Here is a 21289-nt window from a genome sequence, read left to right as displayed (position 1 = left end):
CAGAGCGTGGGAACGATCATCGACATCCTCAATTTCAGAAACGGAACGCTTGTCGTCCGACCAGTAGCCATTTGCCCTTCTGTTTCTGCCAGATCTGGAAGTTCTCGATTTCCGTCGGAACTATCTCTTCGCCCTTGATGGCTTGTGCCGAAAAATGATGCCGGACCAATGCCACATCACCCGACAGCGTGATGGTCTGGCCCTGCATCTCCAGTGTCTTGAAAGCACTTTTTCCGGTTTCGATGTCGGCGATGAACGCTTTCTTGTCCTGGATTTTCCCGTTGGAATGGCCGTAGGTGAGGTTTTCAGCAGTGAGCGCATTCAGTTGGGGAATGTTCTTGGTCAGCATGGCTTGCGTCAGATGGTCTACCGCCACAGCGACATCCTTCTCGCCCGAGGAGGGGGCTGCCATCACATAGCCGCTGAAGAGGCACAAGAAGCCGATAAGCAATTTCGTTTTTTTCATGGGTATTTTTTCCTTGTTGTTATAGGGATGACAGACGAGAGATAGGTATCTCGTCTGTCATCGTACAACTTAGCAGATTTTTTGTTACGGGATGCATCCACCCGATACCAGTGAATAAAACGCAATCCTGTGGGAGCGAGCCTGCTCGCGATAGCGGAGTGTCAGGCAACGAAGATATCGACTGACATGACGCTATCGCGAGCAGGCTCGCTCCCACAGGGTTGCGCTCCCGCGAGCGCGCTTTTTATCACTTCATCATCTGCTTGGAACTCCCTGCCAGACACCCTCGTCATCTGCAATGAAGCACCACCGCGGGCACACCGCGGCCACTTCCTGACGTGTTCATTACGAAGGCGAGGGATGACATGACTATTCCAGACAGCAGGACCGGACAACCGGATGCCCCTCGGGATCCCGCAGGCTCCGAACAAAACTTTCAGCATTTAAAGGAGGAGGTTACCGAAGCGATAGGCGATGCACGGCATCAGGCCGATGAGCAGTTCGGTCAATACCGCGATACCGCAGCGGATCAGATTGAAGCATTGGCCAGAGGCGCCCAGTCCGTCGTTTCCGAGATCAGGACAAACGATACGTTCGGGATGTCCGACTACCTGGCAGACATGGCCGATAGCATGAGCAGCCTGGCGGGAAAACTGCGCAGTAAAAGTGCCGAAGAGCTTTTGCACGATGGCGCTGACTTGGCACGCGAAAATCCAGGGTTGTTCATTGTCGGCAGCATCGCGGTGGGGTTCGGTCTGTCGCGGTTCCTTAAAGCGGGCACGGCGACCCTGCCGATAACGACCGACCGTGAGTTCGCCGCCCAAAGCAGCACCCCCACGTTCAGTGGCGATGGCTCGCAAGGACTGTATGAAACATCGATGCCATCTGGAGGCGATTTGTCGCCCGGGTTGGCCACTGGCATCACGCCGTCCTCGCCGAGTGCGCCCGACCATCGTGGCGATAGTTCCTCAATGCCGGGGTCCAGCCCCTTCACAGGAGAACGGTGATGAACAGAAACGATCCAGAACTGCAACCCACACCACCCGTCACACCGTCTGTCACGACGGTTGATCATGACGCTTCCGTGGTCGGTTTATTGCGCCAGTTAACTCGGGAAGTACCGGCGTTATTCACCAAGGAGCTGGCGTTGGCCAAGGTGGAATTACAGGCCAGCCTGACGACGTTGAAAGCAGGGATTGCCGGGGTCGCCGGCGGCGCCATTGTGCTGCTCGCCGGGTTCATCATTGTGCTGATGGCGGCCGTCTATGCCTTGAGCCTGGTGATGGCGCCCTGGCTGGCTGCGCTGATTGTCGGCGTCGTGGTGATGGTCATCGGGTTCGTGATGCTGCAGGCAGGCAAAAAACAATTCGAGCCTTCCCACTTCAAGCCTGATCGCACCCTGGACGCGTTGAACAAAGACCAGGAAGCCCTGCGGAGGAAAGTGTCATGAACCGAGAATTCAAAACCGAAGCGGCCAAGAGCCCGGAAACCATCGAGCGTGAAATCGATGCGCAACGGGAGAACATCGGGCATATCGTCGACGCGCTGGAAAGCAAGTTTACCCCTGGCCAGATGTTCGATCAGGCGCTGCTGATGATGCAAAGCAACGGCTCGACCTTCCTGACCAACCTGGGCACCAGTGTGCGCAACAACCCCGTGCCCGCGGTGCTGACCTCGGTCGGGCTGATGTGGTTGATGATGAGCCAGAATCGCCCGCCAACGCCCCGGGAATATCGCGTCGAGCCGGATGTCGACTGGGCCGATGACTTGGCCGAAGGGCTCGCCGATGGCATGGACAGCGCCCGACAGCGTCTGCACAACACCACTGATTCGCTCAAGGACAGCTATCAGGCGGTCAAGGGTAAGGCCGCGCACCTGAGCGATAGCCTGCATGCGAAGACCGATCACCTCAGTCACGCCGTGCATGACACCAGTGATCGCCTGGCGCGCAGGACTCATGAAATGGGCGACCAGTTCAGTCATCTGCTTAAAGAGCAGCCACTGATGATGGCCGCGCTCGGTATAGCGGTGGGAGCGTTGCTGGGCGCAGCACTACCGACCACCGCGACGGAGCGTCGCTATCTGGGCAGGACCAGCGCAAGCCTCACCGGCAAGGTCAAACAGCAAGCACGGGAGGGCTATGAGGCGGTGCGCGAAAAGGTGATGGAAACCACGGAGCCCCACGCGTCAATCGCGGGAGAAACGGGCGAGATGCGCAAGACCGCGTCCGAAACCCCAGCCGATCTGTCACGTGGCTTGGGGACTTCTTGACAGGTATCAGGGCAAGGCGGGAGGTCTGATGCACAGGCGTCCCGCCGAGCCCGGTTTATCGATGCCCTGAAACGGGCCGAACGCCAAGATCAGGCACCATGACGAGGTACGCATCATGATTGATGAATCCACAGGCATGACCCCAGGTGTGCGCTACGAAATCGAGAATCGGGAAAGGGTCGAACCGTTTGCCGGTTTTTTTCTGGACGGCAAGTATTACCTCGCGCCCGAACTGCACACGGCCATCGGCTGGCTTGAGGGCAATCGCTTTATCTACGATGTACTTGATCCCGAAGACGAGCCGGTGTTCAAGGACCGTGTGGCCGGTACTATCAAGGATTTGAAACTCATATTGAGTGACGGAATGACCCTGGATATTCACCCCATTTCGGGCACCTGACATATCGGTATCGGTGCCATCTGGAACATGCGTCAGCCGCCACTGATTTTCCAGTGTTTGACGTTATCGGCAAACACCATCTGATGCATTTCGTGGGCGATTCCGTAGGCCAGGGATTCATGCGCCGCGATTACTTTTTCTTCTGCTGAAAGGCAATGGAAAATGTCCAGTTTGGTATCCGCGTGGGCGGTTTCCAGGGCAAAGATTTGCACATAACGCGCGAGGTCGTTATCCAGGCTTGAGAGGTATTCGCGCAGCCGTTGATGGTCGACCGAGCTTTGGCTGAAGTACCAATTCATGGGGTGAATCAGAAACCGCGAATGGGGCGCGGTGATCCGTCGGCCGGCGGCCAGGTACATGATGATGCCCATCGACTCGATGTTGCCGGCATTGATCGCGCACAGCGGCACCGGCAGGGATTTAAGGAAGGTATAGAGGGCGAAACCAAAATTGGTGCTGCCGCCGCTGGTGGAGAGATTCAGCAGTAAGGAGGAGGCGCCCTGGTCGATAGCGTCGAGGCAGCAGTCCCTGAAGCGTTCCATCGTGCCCTGATCAATCTGGCAATGAAAGTGGACGATGTGCTCGGTCATCGACGTACCTCCACACAGGATAAATTAGAGAGCTGACAGTTCAGCGTAACTGCTTGAATGATGCCAGACCTCAACGCGCTTTTCTTTCATCAATTTGTATAAGCCGAACCCATTTTTATCTCGTTTTACTCACACCCATTAGTCGCCGCATCCGGAGTTTTCTGGAACTAATCATCCCGATCCGCTTGTCGCAAGAGCGACAGATCAGTTCAAACTTTCAATCGCAGAAAACCTCGGAATTAGACGAGCCGACGACGAAGGCTCGTGAATAACAATGAGGAGAATGGAAATGGCTAACACCGGAAACAAGAACCCAGGCAATTTTGCCAATGACCCTGGAAAAGCCTCCGAAACCGGTAGAAAAGGCGGGGAGTCGGGCGGCGGTATGATGAACGATCCGCAACGCTCCCCCGATGCCGGCAAAAAAGGTGGACAGGCCTCAGGGGGCCGTCAATCCAGTGATACCAATCGTTCTGGCAGCGGACAGGGAGGAGGACGCCCAGACAACTTTGTCGAAGACAGAGAGAAATCTTCTGACGCAGGCAAGAAAGGAGGAGGGCAATATCCCGGCGGCGGGCGTAAACCCTGATGCCGAGTGAAATACATCAAGCCCCGCTTTTGGCGGGGCTTGGTTTTATCCGGGTCAGATTCCTGTCGTCTTACGGGTCATGCCGGTCCGTGACAGGCGCATGCTGTGCCATCAACTCAGCGACCCAATCAATGAATACGCGCAACTTGAAGCTGATATGCCGGTTCGGTGGAAAGGCCACATAGATCGGCATCGGATCGAGGCGCCAATCTTCGAACAAACGGACCAACTCGCCGCGCGCTTCGTATGGCTTGGACATGTAGTCTGGCAGCCAAAGAACTCCGAGGCCGGCCAGGCCGGCCGCGATGTAGGCATTACCATCGTCGACCGCCAGCACGTAGCGCCCCTTGATATGGACGCTCTCGCTGTTGCGGCGCATGGCATAAGGCACGGCTTTGCCTGTGCGTGCCCACAGGAAGCCGACGACACGATGATGCGAATCTTCCAGCTCCTGCGGATGCGACGGCGTACCGAGGCGCTCCAGGTAGCTCGGTGCCGCATAAACGCCCAACTGGAGTTCGCCTACCCGCCGGGCCATCAGAGACTGATCGGTTAGTTCACCGCCGCGCACAACGCAATCTACATGCTCACCGATCATGTCCACGATGCGATCGCTGACACCCATGTCGATCTGGATGTCAGGGTATCGAGCATGAAACGCAGGCATCGCCGGCACCAGAATCATGCTGGCCAACGGGCTGGGCACATCCACTCGCAGCCGGCCCCGGGGCAGGGCCGAGGCGCTGGACAGACTAGTCTCGGCATCGTCCATGTCGGCTAGCAAACGTACGACGCGCTCGTAATAGACCGCGCCATCGGCTGTTACGTTGACCTTGCGCGTCGTGCGGTTGAGTAATTTGACGCGTAACCGGGCCTCCAACTGCTGCACCAGTTGCGTCACAGTCGTCTTGCTCATATGCAGTGTTTCGGCCGCCTTGGTGAAGCTGCCCGTTTCCACCACCCGAGCAAATGCCAGCATCGCATCGAAACGGTCCATTTCTGCCCCGGATATCTATTGGATTGTTTGGGTTTTACAAACAGTGATGGCTACAGTTGCTCGTTTATCGGGCAGGCACAAGTCCTTAAAGTCTCTTTCATCATTAATTGCGGGTCGGCTTTGATCCGTTGAAGGAGGCACTTTATGAGCAAGCGTGATGTTGTTTTTCCGCCCGGACGCCAAGCGCTTTATGAGCGCAATCGCTATTCGCCGGCTATCCGGTCCAATGGCTTTTTATTCGTTTCGGGGCAAGTCGGTAGTACCGAAGACGGCTCACCCGAGCCCGACCTGGAGACCCAGGTTCGGCTCGCATTTAACAATCTGAACGCGATCCTGGGATCTGCCGGTTGCACCTTCGACGACGTGATTGACGTCACCGTCTTCATCGTCGATCCGCAAGACAAGTTCGAAACGATCTGGAAGGTTGTGCCGGAGTTCTGGGGTAACGCACCGCACCCGACATTAACCGCCGTCGGAGTCACGTGGCTGTATGGCTTTGAGTTCGAGATCAAGGTGATCGCCAAGCTTCCTGAAACCATCAAGAGCTGACCTGCGATAGCGCGGCGTAACTATCGGTTCAAGTAATAGTGACAATCGAGAAACGCAAGTTCTGGTTTGTTGGGCAAAGGTGGAAAATCGCCCCCATCGAAGACGCTGCTCAATGAACCAGACTTTTTATTTTCAGGACTTCACCGATGCGCCCTTTATTTGTTCCTGTCATGGCTTTCGCCTCCTTGCTGCTGGCCGGTTGTGCCTCCGCGCCGAACGACCCGACGCAGACCTTGCAGACGAAAAAAACGCCTGCCGAGTACGCCGACTGCGTGATACCGAAGTTGCAGGGCAGCGCACTGAACCCGACGGTCTCGCAAACCCAGCGCAGCTACCGGATCGTGGTGCCGAGCAAAGTCGCGGCAGACAACGTTCTCGAAGCCTACAAGGCCCCGAATGGCGGCAAGGTGTTTTTGTATGAGCGCCACTTGCTGGCATCGAACTTCATGCCTTCGAGTTTCGAACGTGCCGCGCAGGAATGCCTGTAACCGGTAACCGCTTTTTAAAAATGCTCCTTTGGTTGGCCGCAACCAACCAATTTCTTGTCCCGTGCCTCATTCGGTCACGGGACTTTTTTTGCGTGCAGGTTTTTGCGTACAGGTTTTGGTGGGCAATGAATCATTCTTTGAGAAGTGACCCTGCCGCGTGACTAGCTTGGTTACTGCTCCTGAAATGTGAGAATTGGTAGGCGATGGCCAACCAAATGAACCATGCAGGCATTACACACAGTGCAAGACGGGTGTCTGGCCGAAGAGCAAGCAGGCACAGTACAAATGCAAGGAATGCGAGGGAGAACCAGGCCATCGGCACGCCTCCAGGCATTTTGTATCGGGATTGCGCATGCAGGTCGGGCCTTGCTTTGCGATAAGCGATGTAGGACGCCAGGATGGTCGACCAGGTAAAGATCACCAGGATGGCCGACACCGTCGACACGATGGTAAAAGCAGTCATGACTTCAGGGATGATGAACAGCAGCAGCACCCCCAGCAGCATCAGAAAGGTCGTGAAGGCCAGGCTGATGAGCGGAACGCTGTTTTTCGACAGCCGTCTGAAAATACCGGGTGCGTTACCCAGGTCGGCCAGGCCGAACAACATGCGGCTGGATGAGAACACGCCGCTGTTGGCGGATGACGCCGCAGAGGTCAGCACCACAAAGTTGACAATGCCGGCCGCCGCTGGAAAACCCGCGATCAGGAACAGTTCGACAAAGGGACTTTTGTTGGGCGATACCTGCTGCCACGAGGTCACCGCGATGATGCAGACCAGGGACAGAACATAAAAAAGGATGATCCTGAGCGGTATGGAATTGATGGCTTTGGGCAGCGTCTTTTCGGGCGACCTGGTTTCGGCGGCCGCAGTGCCAATTAACTCCGTGCCCGCGAACGAAAAGATCGCCATCTGAAAGCCGGCGAAGAAGCCGAACAGGCCGTTGGGGAAAGCGGCCTGCTTGTCCAGCAGGTGCGTCAGGGAAGCCGTGACTCCCGTGGGTGAGACGAAGGAGCTGGCAATCAGCAGCACACTGACGGAGATCAGCGTGACGACTGCGATTATCTTGATGATCGCGAACCAGAATTCAACCTCGCCGAACAGTTTGACGGTGAGCACATTCAAGGCAAACAGGGTCAGCATCATGCCGATGGCGGGGATCCAGGCCGGTACATCAGGGAACCAGTATTGAAAGAAGCCCCCAACGACTACTGCATCTCCCACAACGGCCACGCTCCAGCTCAACCAGTATGACCAACCGAGAAAGAAGGCCGCACGAGGGCCGAGGTAGGCCCCGGCAAAGTCAGCGAAGCTTTTGAAGTTCAGGTTAGATAAAAGCAGTTCTCCCATGGCACGCATGACGAAGTAAACAAAAAGACCGATGATCATATAGATAAGTATGATCGAGGTGCCGGACAGGGCGATGATCTTGCCGGAGCCCATGAACAGCCCCGTGCCAATGGCGCCGCCCATGGCCATTAGTTGAATGTGGCGATTGCTGAGCGTGCGCTGTAATGCGGGTTGTTCAGTTATTTCATGCGTATCTGATTTCATCACAAAACCTCTTGATTTTATGTTTTTTGAGTTTTGGCAGAAAAATAGTGCGTGTATTTTATTGTTGTATGTATTGCGCCTTGCAGGGTGAGCACTCTTGCAGTAGCGGTTAATCAGTTAGCGTTGCCCTCAATCAGTTGATACAGGTTTTTTATATTGGCTGGCGTGGGGACAAGATGGATATTTTCACCGATCGCGTATTTGCCAGCTTGGTCATGCAAATAACGAAGTGAAGAAAAGTCTTCAAGCGCAAACCCCACCGAGTCGAATACTGTGACTTGCGTGTCACTTTCTCGGCCTGGTTCGTTATCCCGAACGATGCGAAAGTATTCGATAACAGGAAAGTCGGCGTCCAGTTGCTGAATGTCGCCTTCAATGCGCGTCTGCGGTTCAAATTCGACAATGATCCGGGCGTCGCGCAGGATATCTACGTGAAGTTCGGTTTTCCCGGGACAGTCACCGCCAACTGCGTTGATATGCATGCCCGGCTCGATCATGTCGGGCGTCAAAATTGTCGCGTAGGCCTTGTCTGCTGTGACGGTGGTGATGATATCAACGCCTTTGACGGCTTCGTGCACCGAGGCGGCTACGGTGACATTGATGCCGGTATAGCTTTCCAGGTTTTGTTTCAGTTTCAATGAAGCAGCGCTGTCGATATCAAATATCCGCACCTCGTTGATCCCGAGCATTTCATAAAAGGCAATGGCCTGGAATTCGCTCTGGGCGCCATTTCCGATAATGGCCATGCGTGTCGAACCCTTGCGTACCAAGGACTGGGCTACCAGGGCGGACGTTGCCGCTGTGCGAACCGCGGTGGTCAGGGTGAGTTCGCTGAGGACTGTGGGGTATCCGCTATCAACGTCCGCCAAAACACCAAAGGCCATGACTGTCAGCAGATTGTTGCTGGCATTGGCGGGGTGGCCGTTCACATATTTGAATGAATATTGCATGCCGTCGTCGGTCGGCATCAACTCGATGACCCCGGAATCGGAGTGATTGGCCGTACGTGGGGACTTATCAAAGTCAGCCCAACGGCAATAGTCGGCTTTGATGTAGAGCGCCATTTCCCTGATGGCATTACCGATTCCGATTTTTCGAAAAAGCGTCGCCGCATGATCAACGTCTATGAATAGAGTCATATGTGTTCTCTCTGAACTGTAAGTCGAGGGGGTTATATCGGTCTTCAAAACTCAGGATTGTTTACTCTCATATCCATGAAGTACGTTGACCGCATTGATACCGATTTCATCGACCATGTATCCACCTTCCATGACGAAGAGCGTAGGGGCGCCAACAGTGGCGATAATTTCACCCATGCCAAAGAAGTCATCACTTTCCAGAAGAAAATGGCTGATCGGATCGTCCTTGAAGGTATCGACACCCAAGGAAATAACTAGCAACTCAGGCGAGAAGCTCCGAAGTTTTTTGCAGGCATGCATCAGGGCGTTCTGGTAACTCTGCCACGTGGTATTTTTCGGTAACGGATAATTCAGGTTATAACCTTCGCCGGCACCGGTGCCGCATTCGGAACTGAAACCTGAGTAATAAGGATAAGAAACCGACGGCTCTCCATGCAGAGAGGCAAACATCACATCATTGCGGTTATAGAAGATGTTTTGCGTTCCGTTACCATGATGGAAGTCGACGTCCAGCACCGCGACACGTTTTGCACCTTGAGTCAGTGCATGTTGCGCGGCGATGGCCGCGTTATTCAGGTAGCAGTAACCACCCATGTATTCACGAGCGGCATGGTGGCCGGGTGGACGGCACAGGGCAAAGGCGCTGTTTTGACCTTCGTTGATCAACGATAGGCCGGTGAGGGCAATGTCCGCGCTGGTTTTGACTGCATCCCAAGTGGTCGCGGTGATCGGCGAGCCGGCATCCATGGCAAAGAAACCGAGTTTGCCATCAATGAACGCGGGGACTTGTTCATTGGACAAGTCGCGTACCGGCCAGACCAGGGGCAGGGCGTCATGCGCCCGTCCGGTTGCTGTCCATTCAGACCACGCGCTTTCCAGAAAGGAAACATAGCGCTCACTGTGTGCATTGACGTAGCACGCCCGGTCAAACGTTCGCGGGACGATGATATCGCCGAGCCCGACGTGCTGGACTCGGTCGCGAACGGTATCCGCTCGGCTTGGCTGTTCGAAGGAAGGTTTGAGAACGCCGTCCTTTAGTTCAGTGCCATGGTGCAGTCGATGAGAATCGCTAAAAACTGTAAGCATTAAAACGCATCCGTCATTGTGGTCCAGTGCCAATAGTTTGTTCTGGTTCGGATGCACTTTCTTTGCTTTTCATTCTCGCTCTGCTAGCGTAATCGGGAATATTTACCCTTGGATGGCGCCATGCAGAAAAAAAATACTCAACGCGCATTACTAGACGATACCGACCTTTCCATCCTTGCCTTGCTGCAGGAAGACGCCAGCATTTCCAACGCCGAGTTGAGTGAACGGCTGTCGCTAAGCCTGACGCCATGCTGGCGGCGACGTAAGAGACTGGAAGAGGAGGGGGTGATCAAGGATTACCAGGCCAACCTGGATCGGCGAAAACTGGGCCTGGATATTATGGCGTTCGTGCATATTCGCTTTGCCACGCACACTGACCACACCCCCGAAGCCTTTGAAGCCGTCATCATGCAGCTCCCCGAGGTCTTGTCTTGCCACAAGATCACGGGGGATGCCGATTACCTTTTGCAAGTACTGGCTCAGGATCTTGATAGCTACAGTGACTTCGTCGAGAGCGTATTGAGGCGACAACTCGGTATCGCCTCTATCCAGTCAAGTCTTGCGTTGCGTGAGGTCAAAACGACCAGTCGTATCGCCATTCCGGGGCGGACAAAGCAGTAAACGCGCGTTACAGACCGGACGTCCCACCAACGTTATGACTGCCTGAGCTTGCGCTAGCATGAAAGATGTTCAGGCCACTCGCCATTGAGAGGCTGTGTCGAGTGTGCGTGACGGGCTCTGCCAATTGCAGGGGCCGGAGGAGGCGTGTTGAAACCATTCCAGCTCAGACCTAGCGCCTCAACCCTGAACATGTTGCGTCAAGCGTGCCTGCAACGCCGTGATGCGGTGCCGCCAACGTTAACGGAAAAAGCACTCATCCCGGGCATTCCAGATGCTCGCTACTGGCTGGACCAGGACCTGACGCCGTTCATTCGGGATGTGAGCCAGGCCAACCTTCGAGAGGCTGAGACGCTCGCCAGCGCAGGGCTACCGAACGACATCCTGCCGCGGGCAAATATGCTGGCCGTTTCGGGCGGCGGTGATGCCGGCACATTCGCGGGGGGCATCATTGCGGGATGGACCCTGCATGGGACTCGGCCTGTGTTCAAAGTCGTCACCGGCATTAGCGCTGGCGCCCTGGTCGCCCCGTTTGCCTACCTGGGGCCCCAGTACGACGATGTCATTGTGCGTATCTGCAATGCAGTCGGTCCAAAAGACATTTTCCATGCGCGCAATATGCTGACTCGTCTTACCAGCGATGGCATGGCGCACAGCAAGCCACTGTCGCGACTGATTGCACAGCACGTCACTGCCGAGATTCTTGCGGCGATCGCGGCGGAATACGCCAAGGGACGGCTGCTGATGATCGGTACCACCGACCTTGATTCAGGGCGCCCGGTCACCTGGAACATGGGCGCTATTGCCTCCAGCCAGGCACCGGGAGCGCTCGAGCTGTTTCGCCACATCATGGTCGCGTCGATGAGTATTCCCGGTGCCGTCTCACCCGTCATGATTGATGTGGACGTTAACGGCCACCCGTTTCAGGAAATGCACGTGGACGGAGGTGTCCTTACGCAGGTGTTCCTTTACCCTCCCGGCACCGTGATGGCGCTGAACCAGGTGCCCGGGGCGCGTTTGCGCCGTGAACGGCATTTCTATGTGATTCGCAACGGCAAACTGGAACTGCAATGGTCCGGAACGAAGCGCCGAACCTTGAGCATCGGCGGTCGAGCCATCAGCGCATTGATCCAGACTCAGGGGATCAGCGATCTGGACCGAATTTACCGGATTGCCCAGCAAGATGGGGCGGACTTCAATCTGGCGTACATCGGCTCCGACTTCCGCATTTCTCGCCTCCATAAATTCGATGGCGAGTACATGAAGTGCTTGTTCAAGTACGCCTTTGAACTCAGTGCCAAAGGCTATCCGTGGCATAAATCGCCGAGCACGTGAGAGACGGTCTCAGCCGACCGGCTCGGCCGTACAGCTCATTTCCCCTGAGCCTGGCTTCTGGAAAAGGACCCTGTTGCCGTCTTGCCAGAAGCGGTAATTCCCCAGGTAATCCTTGCCGGTGTATTGGGTTCCCGAATCGCTCTGCACCTGGTTCAGGGTGATCGAGGCGTTCGCCCACTTCAGGTACACGACTCCAGGCTGCGTGTTAAAGAAAGTGGCGGCAATCAACGCGTTCAGCCCTGTACACCGAAAAGCCAGTGGGCCTTCGGTGAGTCTGTCCGGATCCTTGGTTCTCGCAATGGCCGAGCCTTGGCGTAGCTGGTGCGCGCGCTCGGCATAACTTCGGATCGCACACGCTTTGAGCGCAGGCTCGGAGGCACATTGATTACGGGCCTCGACCCAGAACTGCTGGTCGATCATGACTTTGTCAGGACGCGGTACTGAATGATCGTCCGTGAGTGCCAGGCGATAAAGACGCGTCAGTTCGATATCCATTTGCGTTAGTTGCGGATCGCGGCAGATAACCTTTTCGACGGATGCCCTTGCCGTGGCGCAGTCGAAGCTGGTCTGGATGATTGGTGAAGCAGGCGCGGCATTGGCACCGGTGCCCGTCGCCGCGCACACGCTGGCAGCGAGCAGACGGGTGAGCGTTTTCATGAGGGGCTGATTCATTACCTGATACCCGGATTGCTGTGAGAGCTATTGATCCGTTGAACAGTCATTTGTTCGCATTGGGTGTATCGCAGTGTAAGTCAGTGCTCAAAACTTGCCGCACCCGTTCGAGGGGCAGAAGTAAAAGGAATTAGAAGTTGCACCCTAAGAACATTGCGCCCGGGTTAGTCACAAAACGCTGAGCTAGACTCAAAGATCCAAAGCACACTGATAGCAGTGGAGGCTTTATGAAGAAATCCATCCCCCCCTGTCTGGCTACGATTGTCTCGGTATTTTGCCTTTGCGCTTCAGCCGAGACCGTAACGCCGCTCAAAGGGCAGTCCCCCGAATTGATTCAGCAGGACATCAGCTCATGCCAGGCTCAGGCCGGGAGTGCGACAAGCACCAGCACGACGTCTCAATCAGGTGGACGTGCCCGTGGTGCCGCTACTGGCGCAGTAGCCGGTGCGGCGGTTGCCGGAGCACGCGGTCGTCAGCATGACGAGCTTTATGACAAGGTAGACGACGACGTTAAACAGGAATATCGACAGAACCAGGCCAAGGATGCGGCGGTGGCAGGTGCGGTTGTAGGTGGATCTCGGCAACGTCAGGATCGTCGCCAGGATCGCCGGGCAGAACCGGCGGCTACTGCTTCCGCCTACAACAGTTGCATGCAGCAACGGGGCTACCAGATAACCCCTTGAACCTGAACAACAATGGGTAATTGCATCAAAATCTGTATCGTCTTTGACGGGCGCGACGGTGCAGGGAAGGGCGGAACGATCAAGGCGCTCAAGCCTGCCTCACCACATAGGGGGTGCAATGCGCATTCCATTGTTTTACGCGGTGTCAGCTGTATTGTTTTTGAGCGGATCTTCTTGCCTGGCGCAATCATTGGATGCGAGCGCGACCACAAGCGCTGCCGATACAGCGCCCGTCACCGCGGTGGCCAAAGATGCCGTGTTTACCCAGGAGCAGCTGGATCAAATGCTGGCTCCTATTGCGCTTTACCCGGACCCACTGCTCGCACAGGTGCTGATGGCCACCACGTACCCCGGGGAAATCGCCGAGGCGGTAACCTGGTCTAAAGCACACCCGGACACCAAGGGCGATGATGCGGTCAAACAAGTAGCGAACCAGCCCTGGGATCCGAGCGTGCAGGCGCTGGTCGCTTTCCCACAAGTCATGGCAACGCTGGGACAGGATCCCGTCTGGGTACAACGCCTGGGTGATGCCTTCCTGGCGCAGCCCGACGATGTCATGGGGGGCGTGCAACGCTTGCGTCATCAGGCCCAGGCAGCAGGCAACCTGCAGAGCAACCAATATCAGAACGTGACGGTGCAGGCGGCTGCGGCACCGACACCGGCAGCTCCGGCTCCGGCCACCAGCACCTCCACGATCATCATTCAGCCCTCCGATCCGCAGGTGGTTTACGTACCCACTTATAACCCGACGACAACCTACGGCACCTGGCCCTATCCGGCGTCGCCGCCCGTGTACTATCCACCGCCGCCGGCCTATTACCCCGGTTCGGCATTGTTGGCCGGGCTGGCCTTTGGTACCGGTGTGGCTATCATCGGCTCGTTATGGGGTGATTGTGACTGGGACAACAACGACATCGACATCGACGTCGAACGCTACAACAACATCAATCGCAACAATCAGATCACTCGGAATCAGAACAACTGGCAGCACAACGCTGTTCATCGCGACGGCGTTCCCTATCGAGACAGTAAGAGCCGCGAACAGTACGGCCGACAACTGGACGGTGCCCGTCAGCGTGAAGCCTATCGAGGGGACAATGCCCAGCGAGCCCAGGCTCGTGAAAAAGCCCGTGGTTCAATGGACAAGCACGGTATCGAGCGACCCGCCACCAGCAACCGCGAAGCCCGTGATTCGGCGCGCAAAGCCCAGTCTGCAACATCGCCCGGCAATCGGATGCAAGCCGGTACAGACAGACCGAAGGCGTCTGACAGGAGCCAGGGCACTGCCAGAAGTACTCGGGAGAATCAGCAACCCAGGAAACAGACCACTCAGGTAAATCAGCGCGGGCAGGGCGATTTGCAAGGGCGCCAGACTGCGCAAAAACGACCGGCTGCCAGTACGGGCAGCACGGGCAGTGCCCGCAACAATGCATTCGCCGGCGTGCGCTCACCGTCCCAGGCCAACGCACAAGCCAGTCGTGGCCAGGTCAGTCAGGCATCCGCCCGGCGCCCCAGTGCCTCGCGTCCAGCCGGCCATCAGGTCAGTCGGCCGTCCAATCCACCAGCGCGTCAAAGGGGGGGCCGCCGTTGAAAATCAATGCTCGAGTGAAGGCACTCATGGGCTTGCGCCTTCATGTCATGGCGATCGCTGCCGGCTTGACGTGGTCGTGCATGGTTACGGCACAGCAGGCATTTCCAACCCCGGAAATGGCCGCCCAGGCGTTCGTCGAAGCACTGGGGACGAAATACGCCGATCAGGCACGCCTGACCGATTTGCTGGGTAATGAATGGCGCAGTTTCATCCCGCGCGAAGGCGTGCAGCGCAGTGATGTGGATGCGTTTTTGAAGCAATACCGCGAGCAACACGCCATTGAAAAAACCAGCGATAGCAAGGCGGTCCTGTCGGTTGGCAGTGAACACTGGACACTGCCTATCCCCATGATAAAAGCCGCGAACGGTTGGCGCTTCGACATCGACGCCGGCAGCGCCGAAGTCCGTGCACGTCGAATTGGCCGCAACGAACTCGCCGCGGTGCAATCAGTGCTGACTTATCATGACGTCCAGATGGAGTATGCATCAGTGGATCATGACGGGGACGGCGCACTCGCCTACGCGCAAAAAATCTTCAGCACCGCCGGCAAGCACGACGGCCTTTATTGGGAGGACGATGATAGCGGTCAGATCAGCCCGCTGGGTCCTTTGTTCGGCAAAACCATTGCCGGCGAAGACTGGCAGGGTTATCACTTTCGCATCCTTGATGGCCAAGGTCCTTCGGCACCGGGCGGCGCCTATAGCTACCTCATCGGTGACGAGATGAGCCGTGGTTTTGCACTGATCGCCTGGCCGGCGAAATACGCTGACACCGGGGTGATGAGTTTCATGATCAGTCATGAAGGGCAGGTGTTCGAAAAAGACTTGGGACCCGGTGGTGACAAGTTGGCGGAATCGATGAAGCGCTTTGATCCAGATGACAGTTGGAAGGTGGTTACCGTGGGGCAGGAATAGATCTGCCTCGGACTGCAAATCCCTTTGGGAGCGGGCAAGCCTCGCTCCCAAGGATGTGAGCCTAACCCAAGGCTGTGAAATCGCTGGCGTGCAGCTCCTGGACACCCACCAGTTGGATTTCGAACTCCGGAATGGCGTCGGCATCGACACTGCCGTAAAGAATGCCATCGGCAAAGCGCAGTTGGCCGGTGGCGTCGGCAGGGTCGAAGGCGTTGCTGCCAACGAAGGTGAAGGCGTCGACAGCGGTGGTCAGCGGGTTGGCGTCCAGGCCGGTGAAATCCAGAAGATCGCCCTCGGTGCTCTTGAATCCGTTGATCACATCGCGCAAAGCCCCGATGCCCATGTCCGACAGCGCACCAAACGCGTAGGTATCCGCGCCAGTGCCAGCGGTGAGGTTGTCGGTGCCTGCACCGCCGATCAGCCGGTCATCGCCCGAACCGCCCACCAATGTATCGTTGCCCGCCCCCCCGTTCAGAACGTTTGCGGCGCTGTTGCCCGACAGACTGTCGGCGTAGGCGCTTCCCGTCAGATTTTCGAAGGATTTCAAGGTGTCGAGTCCGGAACCCACGGTGTTTTGTTGCGCTGACGTCGAGAGGTTGACGGTAACGCCGGACAGGGCCCGTTCAAAAGACACCGTGTCATTGCCATCGCGCCCGTCCATCACGTTGTTGCCGGCTCCGGCGAACAGCGTATTGTCCAGCGCGTTGCCCGTGCCATTGGCGGCGGCAGTGCTATCGACATACAGATGCTCGACGTTGTTGGCGAGGGTATAGGCCGCCAGGCTGCTGTGCACACTGTCGCCCCCTCCCTGCGCCGCATTGCTGTTGATCTCGATCACGGTGTCGTTGGCGTTATCGACATAATAGGTGTCGTTGCCATCGCCGCCGCTCATGCTGTCGTCCCCTGCGGCACCATCGAGCACGTTATTGGCGGTATTGCCGGTGATGAAGTTGTGCCGCTCATTACCGGTGCCGTTGATGTCCGACACACCGGTGAGCACCAGGTTCTCGAGGTTAGCGCCCAGGGTCCAGCTGACCGAGGCCTGCACCGTATCGATCTGCGAGGTCGAGGTGTTGGTTTCCACCACGCGGTCGGACGTGTTATCGACCACATAGACGTCGTTGCCATCGCCACCGGTCATGGTGTCGGCGCCCAGTTTGCCATCCAGTGTGTCGTTGCCCGAACTACCCACCAGGGTATCCGCTTGGTCGGTACCGGAAATCATGTTCTGAGCGTTGTCGAAAATGTCCTGCACGCTGTTGTTGTCGTTGGAGTTGCCCTGGAAGCCAAGGTCATTGGCAATGTAGTCGGCCAGGCGCTGGCCGACGATCTCGGCCGACTCTTCGTGCAGGTGCCAGACGTCGTCGGGATACGCCAGCGGGTCGACTTCGTGGCGCAAGGGCAGGTCGGTGTAGTCCACCGCCAGCTTGACGTCGGCGCGCTCGGCGGCGATGGCTTCCTGGGCGGCGCGGACATAGCCAACCCCCTCGACGATGGAGGCAGTTTTCTCCTCCGAATAACCACGGGCACGCGCCGCGTCCTGTTCGTAGTGACCGGTTTCCATCAAGTACACGTTGAAGTTGCCGAACTGGGCATGCAGGTAATCGAACACCTTCAGGGTCGCGGCCTTATAGGCCGCTGCTGCCGCTACTTTGTCCGTGGCGCGGGCGATCTCCTGGGCGGCTTCCTCGCCCTGGCCCCAAATGATGCCCATGGTGACGTTATCGATCGATTGCAGTTCGGTGAGCTGGTCGCGCAGCAGCGTCACGGCGCGCAACAGCGCAGCCCCGGGTTGGTTGGTGTCGGTCAGCCACCAGCACAACTTGAGTTCCTCGGCGCTGAGCGTCGACAGGCCGGTGACCGTGCTGCCGCCCACCGCGATGTCGATGCCGTTGCCATTGGCATCGGTGAACTGGCTGCGCACGTCATAGGCGGTGTAGCGGTCCAGGTCGTTGACCAGCATAGACGTGCCGGACTGATTGTCGTCCTCCGTCATGCGCAGCAGGCGCGCATTGGATTGGCCGAGGGTGGGCAGGTAGAGAATGTCCTGCTGGACGCTCTCGCCGAAGACGAAGTCGCTGGCGGTCAGGGTGTTGAGGTAGTTGCCGCTGAGGGCGATTTCAAAACGATTGCCATCAGCATCCGCTTCGGCGGATTTGATGTAGGTCTTGTCGCCGGCCGCGTTGAGGGTGACGTACAACGTGCCATTGCGGCCATCGCCGAGGCCTTCAAAGCCCGGGCCCGAAACATCGATCTTGTCGACGCCTATGGTGAAGTCATAAATCGTGTCGGTGACCGTGACACCGCCGGTGTCGTAGTCGCGGTAGCTGTCGAGCACGTTGGTGTAGCGGAAGGTGTCGGCACCGTCGCCGCCGTACAGCGAATCGCGTCCGGCACCGCCGTCAACGATGTCCGCGCCGGTGCCGGCCTTGATCGTGTCGTTGCCACCGATGCCGAGGATCAAGTCCGCACCCGCCGTGCCGTTGAGGGTTTCGGCATTGTTGGTGCCGGTGATGGTGTTGGCGGGCGCATCGGCCACGACCAGGGCGAAGCTATCGCTGACCGATGCACCGGCCGGGTCCGTGGCTTTGACCAGCACGTTGTAATTGCCGGACGCGGTGCCGGTCGGCGTGCCGGTGAAGGTCAGGTTGGTGGCGTTGAAGCCCAGCCACGCGGGGAGGGCGCTGCCATCGGCCAGGGTCGCGGTGTAGCTGAGGCTGTCGTTATCCGGATCGGTAAAACTGGTGGCCGGCACCGCGTAGCTGAACGGGGTGTTTTCGGTCGCGTTCTGATCCAGCAACGCCGTTGCCACCACCGGCGCATGGTTGACCGTTGGCGAAGTGGCAAAGACGAAATTGGCGCTGGTCAGCGTGTTGAGGTAGTTGCCGTCCAAAGCCACTTCGAAGCGGTTGCCATTGGCGTCGGCGGTCAGGGATTTGATGTAAGTCTTGGTGCCGGCACTGTTGAGCACCACGTACACAGTGTTGTTCTTGCCATCCCCCAGGCCAGTGAACCCCATGGCCGAGAGGTCGATTTTGTCGGCGGTGGTATCGAAGTCGGTGATCAGGTCGCCAAGGTTGGCACCGCCGGTGTTGTAGTTGCGGTAACTGTCCAGACGATTGGAGAACACAAAGATGTCCGCTCCACCGCCACCGGTGAGGGTGTCCATGCCGGCGCCGCCGTCGAGCTTGTCATCGCCCGCACCGCCACTGAGGTTGTCGTTGCCCGCCAGGCCGAGCAGGGTGTCGGCAGAATCGCTACCCAACAGCGAGTCGCTGCCGCTGGTGCCGGTGATCACGCGATTGAAGATGAAATTGTTGGCGGTGAGGGTGCTGGCGAGGTTGCCCGAGAGAATCAGCTCGAAGCGATTGCCACTGGCGTCGGCATCATAATCCTTGATGTAGGTGCGGTCGCTGCTGGCGCTGTAGCTGACCTGCAGGGTGCCGCCACGGCCATTGCCCAGGCCGGTGAAACCGAGGCCAGCGAGGTCGATCTTGTCCTGGGTGACGTCGAAGTCGGTGATGGTGTCATCGAAGCTTGTGGTTGCGTTGCGGTAACTGTCGGACTGAGCGACGAAACGGAACGTATCGGCGCCCGTACCGCCGGTGAGTTTGTCGATACCTGCACCACCCACCAGAATGTCGCCACCGGCACCGCCATTGATGGTGTCGTTGCCGGCAACGCCGTAGAAAATCTCGCTGGCGGCACTGCCCAGCAGGGTGTCGTTGCCAGCCGTGCCTTGCACGGTGGTCATCGGCACCGTGGCGCTGACGTAGCTGCCGTCGCCATAGATCAGCGTGGCACCGTTGCTGGTGTGGCTGATGGTGTTGCCGATGATGGCGTTGCGATCAGTGCCGTCTTCGTTGCGCTCCGCAACGCCGTAGGTCGACAGGTCGCTGCCGATGATGATGTTGCCCTGGATGGTGTTATCGCTGCCGTTGAAGTACTTGCCGGACACACCCAAGGTGTCGTTGTAGGACTGGATGATGATCTCCGGTACGGGGCCGCCCAGGGAGTTGTTGTTGAGCGTGTTGTCGATGATCTCGACGTGGTTACTGCCGTAGATGCGTATCCCGGCGCTGGCGTTGTCGTGAATGTCGACGCCGCTGACCGTCACCTCGCTGGACATTTTGATCAGCACCCCTTCGGCGCCGTTGCCATACACCTCTCCACCGGTAATGGTGATGTTGCTGGGGGAGGGGATGTCCTCGCTGCCGCGCTGGATCACGATGCCATTGCCGCCGTTGTCGTAGGCGACGTTATTGGTGAGCGTGAAATCGTGGGTGCTGGTGACGATGTTGAAACCGTGGCGGTCGTTGTCGTAGGCGATGTTGTTTTCGAAGGTGCTGTTGCTGAGGAAGTCAGCCACGAAGCCGTCCAGGCCGTTGCCGTGGGAAATGCTGTTCTTGATGACCATGTTGACGGTCTGCTCGTGGGGGTCGAAACCGTACCCGGAGCAATCCTTGATCTCGACACTGTCGAGGGTGACGTTGGAGTCGTAGCCCGCTTCGCCGGGAATGTAGCCATTGAACCAACCGTCGATCTTGCCCGTGGTGCTGTCACGGTTGCCATCGATGGTGAGGTTGCTGACGCCGAAGTCGTGGGTTTCCTCGCCATAGGCGGAGCGGATGACCCCCGTGATCTTGGTGTCGGAGCCGTCAGCCACCTTGACGGTGGTTGCTCCCATGCCGTCGCCGTACAGGTAGACGTTGCTCTTGAGCATCAGGCAACCGTCGGAGGGTTCCTCACCTCCCGAAACGATGTAAGTTCCGGATGGCATGTACACCTGCCCCCCGCCTGCAGCGGCCGCCGCATCAATTGCACTTTGTATCGCCGCTGTGTCGTCAGTGATGCCATCTCCTTTGGCGCCAAAATTTTGTACATTGAAAATCATGAGCTTATCTCCGTATCAGGCGAAAACCTCGAAAGATGCCAATATTCCATCGACAGCTACCGAGTTATGACCCAGCGGAGGGCAAAAGTTGTGACCGCGTATCGGGGGAGCGTCAAAAAACCGGACTAACTGATTAACGGTTGCGAGGGGTTTTGAGGTATTTCGAAAAAATAACGTTCTGTTGACGCTTGCTCAGGCAGAGGTTGGGTCTACGGGAAGGAGGGTGAACATCCAGGGGCGGCGGTAGAACGGCGAGTCCGAAGGGTTGTTCGCAACGGGTGGCGAATCCGCTGCAGGCGAAATCAATCTGGCACCCTTCGTCACTCATACCATACTACTTGAACGTATTAATGAGGCCTTCGATCTGATGCATGAAGGCACTATCAAATACCGATCCGCACCCTGGAGCTCAGGCTCCAGATCCAGTTCGAATATTCACTGATACTGGAGGTTTA

Annotated in this window: 19 protein-coding genes and 2 pseudogenes; 13 read left to right on the top strand and 8 right to left on the bottom strand. The window is 57.3% G+C overall.

The annotated features are described in order from the left end of the window. Nucleotides 1-34: 34 nt before the first annotated feature. On the bottom strand, nucleotides 35-466 hold the full coding sequence (locus PMI18_RS15735; protein WP_007900353.1) for a nuclear transport factor 2 family protein: 432 nt from the start codon (nucleotides 464-466) through the stop codon (nucleotides 35-37). A 365-nt stretch (nucleotides 467-831) separates the two neighbouring features. Between PMI18_RS15735 and PMI18_RS15740 the strand changes: the two genes are divergently transcribed. From PMI18_RS15740 to PMI18_RS15755, 4 genes and pseudogenes are all read left to right on the top strand, one after another. Continuing rightward, a complete protein-coding gene (locus PMI18_RS15740; RefSeq protein ID WP_007900352.1) occupies nucleotides 832-1473 on the top strand; it encodes a hypothetical protein in 642 nt (213 codons plus the stop codon). Further along, nucleotides 1473-1916 (top strand): phage holin family protein, encoded by a 444-nt coding sequence (locus PMI18_RS15745; RefSeq protein ID WP_007900351.1) that lies wholly within the window; start codon nucleotides 1473-1475, stop codon nucleotides 1914-1916. The genes PMI18_RS15740 and PMI18_RS15745 overlap by 1 nt, the downstream gene beginning before the upstream one ends. Next, nucleotides 1913-2737, top strand: coding sequence for a DUF3618 domain-containing protein (locus tag PMI18_RS15750; protein WP_007900350.1), 825 nt, complete (start codon nucleotides 1913-1915; stop codon nucleotides 2735-2737). Before PMI18_RS15745 ends, PMI18_RS15750 begins: the two co-directional genes overlap by 4 nt. A gap of 115 nt (nucleotides 2738-2852) precedes the next feature. Then, nucleotides 2853-3125, top strand: a pseudogene (locus PMI18_RS15755) (hypothetical protein); the annotation flags it as partial. 44 nt (nucleotides 3126-3169) lie between these two features. On the opposite strand, the gene PMI18_RS15760 reads toward PMI18_RS15755, so the two are convergent. Beyond that, entirely contained in the window at nucleotides 3170-3727 is a 558-nt protein-coding gene (locus tag PMI18_RS15760) for an ATP-dependent Clp protease proteolytic subunit (protein ID WP_007900348.1), read from the bottom strand. A 289-nt stretch (nucleotides 3728-4016) separates the two neighbouring features. Between PMI18_RS15760 and PMI18_RS30330 the strand changes: the two genes are divergently transcribed. After that, nucleotides 4017-4316, top strand: a complete 300-nt coding sequence (locus PMI18_RS30330; protein WP_007900347.1) for a general stress protein — start codon at nucleotides 4017-4019, stop codon at nucleotides 4314-4316. 70 nt (nucleotides 4317-4386) lie between these two features. Here PMI18_RS30330 and PMI18_RS15765 read toward each other — a convergent pair whose 3' ends face one another. Further along, on the bottom strand, nucleotides 4387-5313 hold the full coding sequence (locus PMI18_RS15765) for a LysR family transcriptional regulator (protein ID WP_007900346.1): 927 nt from the start codon (nucleotides 5311-5313) through the stop codon (nucleotides 4387-4389). A 144-nt stretch (nucleotides 5314-5457) separates the two neighbouring features. On the opposite strand from PMI18_RS15765, the gene PMI18_RS15770 reads away from it, so the two are divergent. Both PMI18_RS15770 and PMI18_RS15775 read left to right on the top strand, forming a co-directional pair. After that, nucleotides 5458-5862, top strand: a complete 405-nt coding sequence (locus PMI18_RS15770; protein WP_007900345.1) for a RidA family protein — start codon at nucleotides 5458-5460, stop codon at nucleotides 5860-5862. A 146-nt stretch (nucleotides 5863-6008) separates the two neighbouring features. Further along, entirely contained in the window at nucleotides 6009-6350 is a 342-nt protein-coding gene (locus PMI18_RS15775) for a hypothetical protein (RefSeq protein ID WP_007900344.1), read from the top strand. Between the two features lie 130 nt (nucleotides 6351-6480). Here the strand turns inward: PMI18_RS15775 and PMI18_RS15780 are convergent, their stop codons facing one another. The 3 genes from PMI18_RS15780 to PMI18_RS15790 form a co-directional block, all read right to left on the bottom strand. Then, nucleotides 6481-7902, bottom strand: coding sequence for an amino acid permease (locus PMI18_RS15780; protein WP_007900342.1), 1422 nt, complete (start codon nucleotides 7900-7902; stop codon nucleotides 6481-6483). A gap of 113 nt (nucleotides 7903-8015) precedes the next feature. Next, nucleotides 8016-9041: an ornithine cyclodeaminase gene (locus PMI18_RS15785; protein ID WP_007900341.1), complete on the bottom strand. Its 1026-nt coding sequence runs from the start codon at nucleotides 9039-9041 to the stop codon at nucleotides 8016-8018. A gap of 51 nt (nucleotides 9042-9092) precedes the next feature. Further along, on the bottom strand, nucleotides 9093-10127 hold the full coding sequence (locus PMI18_RS15790; RefSeq protein ID WP_007900340.1) for a histone deacetylase family protein: 1035 nt from the start codon (nucleotides 10125-10127) through the stop codon (nucleotides 9093-9095). Nucleotides 10128-10247: 120 nt separating this feature from the next. Between PMI18_RS15790 and PMI18_RS15795 the strand changes: the two genes are divergently transcribed. Further along, complete coding sequence (locus tag PMI18_RS15795; RefSeq protein ID WP_007900339.1) at nucleotides 10248-10748, top strand: Lrp/AsnC family transcriptional regulator; 501 nt, start codon at nucleotides 10248-10250, stop codon at nucleotides 10746-10748. 147 nt (nucleotides 10749-10895) lie between these two features. Further along, nucleotides 10896-12080, top strand: a complete 1185-nt coding sequence (locus PMI18_RS15800) for a patatin-like phospholipase family protein (protein ID WP_033036385.1) — start codon at nucleotides 10896-10898, stop codon at nucleotides 12078-12080. A 9-nt stretch (nucleotides 12081-12089) separates the two neighbouring features. Here PMI18_RS15800 and PMI18_RS15805 read toward each other — a convergent pair whose 3' ends face one another. Then, nucleotides 12090-12737 carry an MliC family protein gene (locus PMI18_RS15805; RefSeq protein ID WP_162831693.1) on the bottom strand — a complete coding sequence of 216 codons (648 nt, stop codon included), beginning with the start codon at nucleotides 12735-12737 and terminating at the stop codon, nucleotides 12090-12092. A 242-nt stretch (nucleotides 12738-12979) separates the two neighbouring features. Between PMI18_RS15805 and PMI18_RS15810 the strand changes: the two genes are divergently transcribed. The 3 genes from PMI18_RS15810 (at nucleotide 12980) to PMI18_RS15820 (ending at nucleotide 15940) form a co-directional block, all read left to right on the top strand. Continuing rightward, entirely contained in the window at nucleotides 12980-13435 is a 456-nt protein-coding gene (locus tag PMI18_RS15810) for a YMGG-like glycine zipper-containing protein (protein ID WP_007900331.1), read from the top strand. 118 nt (nucleotides 13436-13553) lie between these two features. Continuing rightward, the gene (locus PMI18_RS15815) at nucleotides 13554-15026 is read left to right on the top strand and encodes a DUF3300 domain-containing protein (RefSeq protein ID WP_007900328.1); all 1473 of its coding nucleotides are present in this window, start codon (nucleotides 13554-13556) and stop codon (nucleotides 15024-15026) included. Nucleotides 15027-15052: 26 nt separating this feature from the next. Then, nucleotides 15053-15940, top strand: coding sequence for a DUF2950 domain-containing protein (locus PMI18_RS15820; protein ID WP_007900324.1), 888 nt, complete (start codon nucleotides 15053-15055; stop codon nucleotides 15938-15940). Nucleotides 15941-16001: 61 nt separating this feature from the next. Here PMI18_RS15820 and PMI18_RS15825 read toward each other — a convergent pair whose 3' ends face one another. Beyond that, nucleotides 16002-20834 carry a M10 family metallopeptidase C-terminal domain-containing protein gene (locus PMI18_RS15825; RefSeq protein ID WP_007900321.1) on the bottom strand — a complete coding sequence of 1611 codons (4833 nt, stop codon included), beginning with the start codon at nucleotides 20832-20834 and terminating at the stop codon, nucleotides 16002-16004. 295 nt (nucleotides 20835-21129) lie between these two features. Here PMI18_RS15825 and PMI18_RS31895 point away from each other — a divergent pair. Beyond that, nucleotides 21130-21276: pseudogene (locus PMI18_RS31895) on the top strand (hypothetical protein); the annotation flags it as partial. Nucleotides 21277-21289: the final 13 nt, after the last annotated feature.

It is taken from the genome of Pseudomonas sp. GM102, assembly GCF_000282555.1.
Classification (GTDB): domain Bacteria; phylum Pseudomonadota; class Gammaproteobacteria; order Pseudomonadales; family Pseudomonadaceae; genus Aquipseudomonas.
This window is presented reverse-complemented; position numbering and strand designations above follow the sequence as displayed.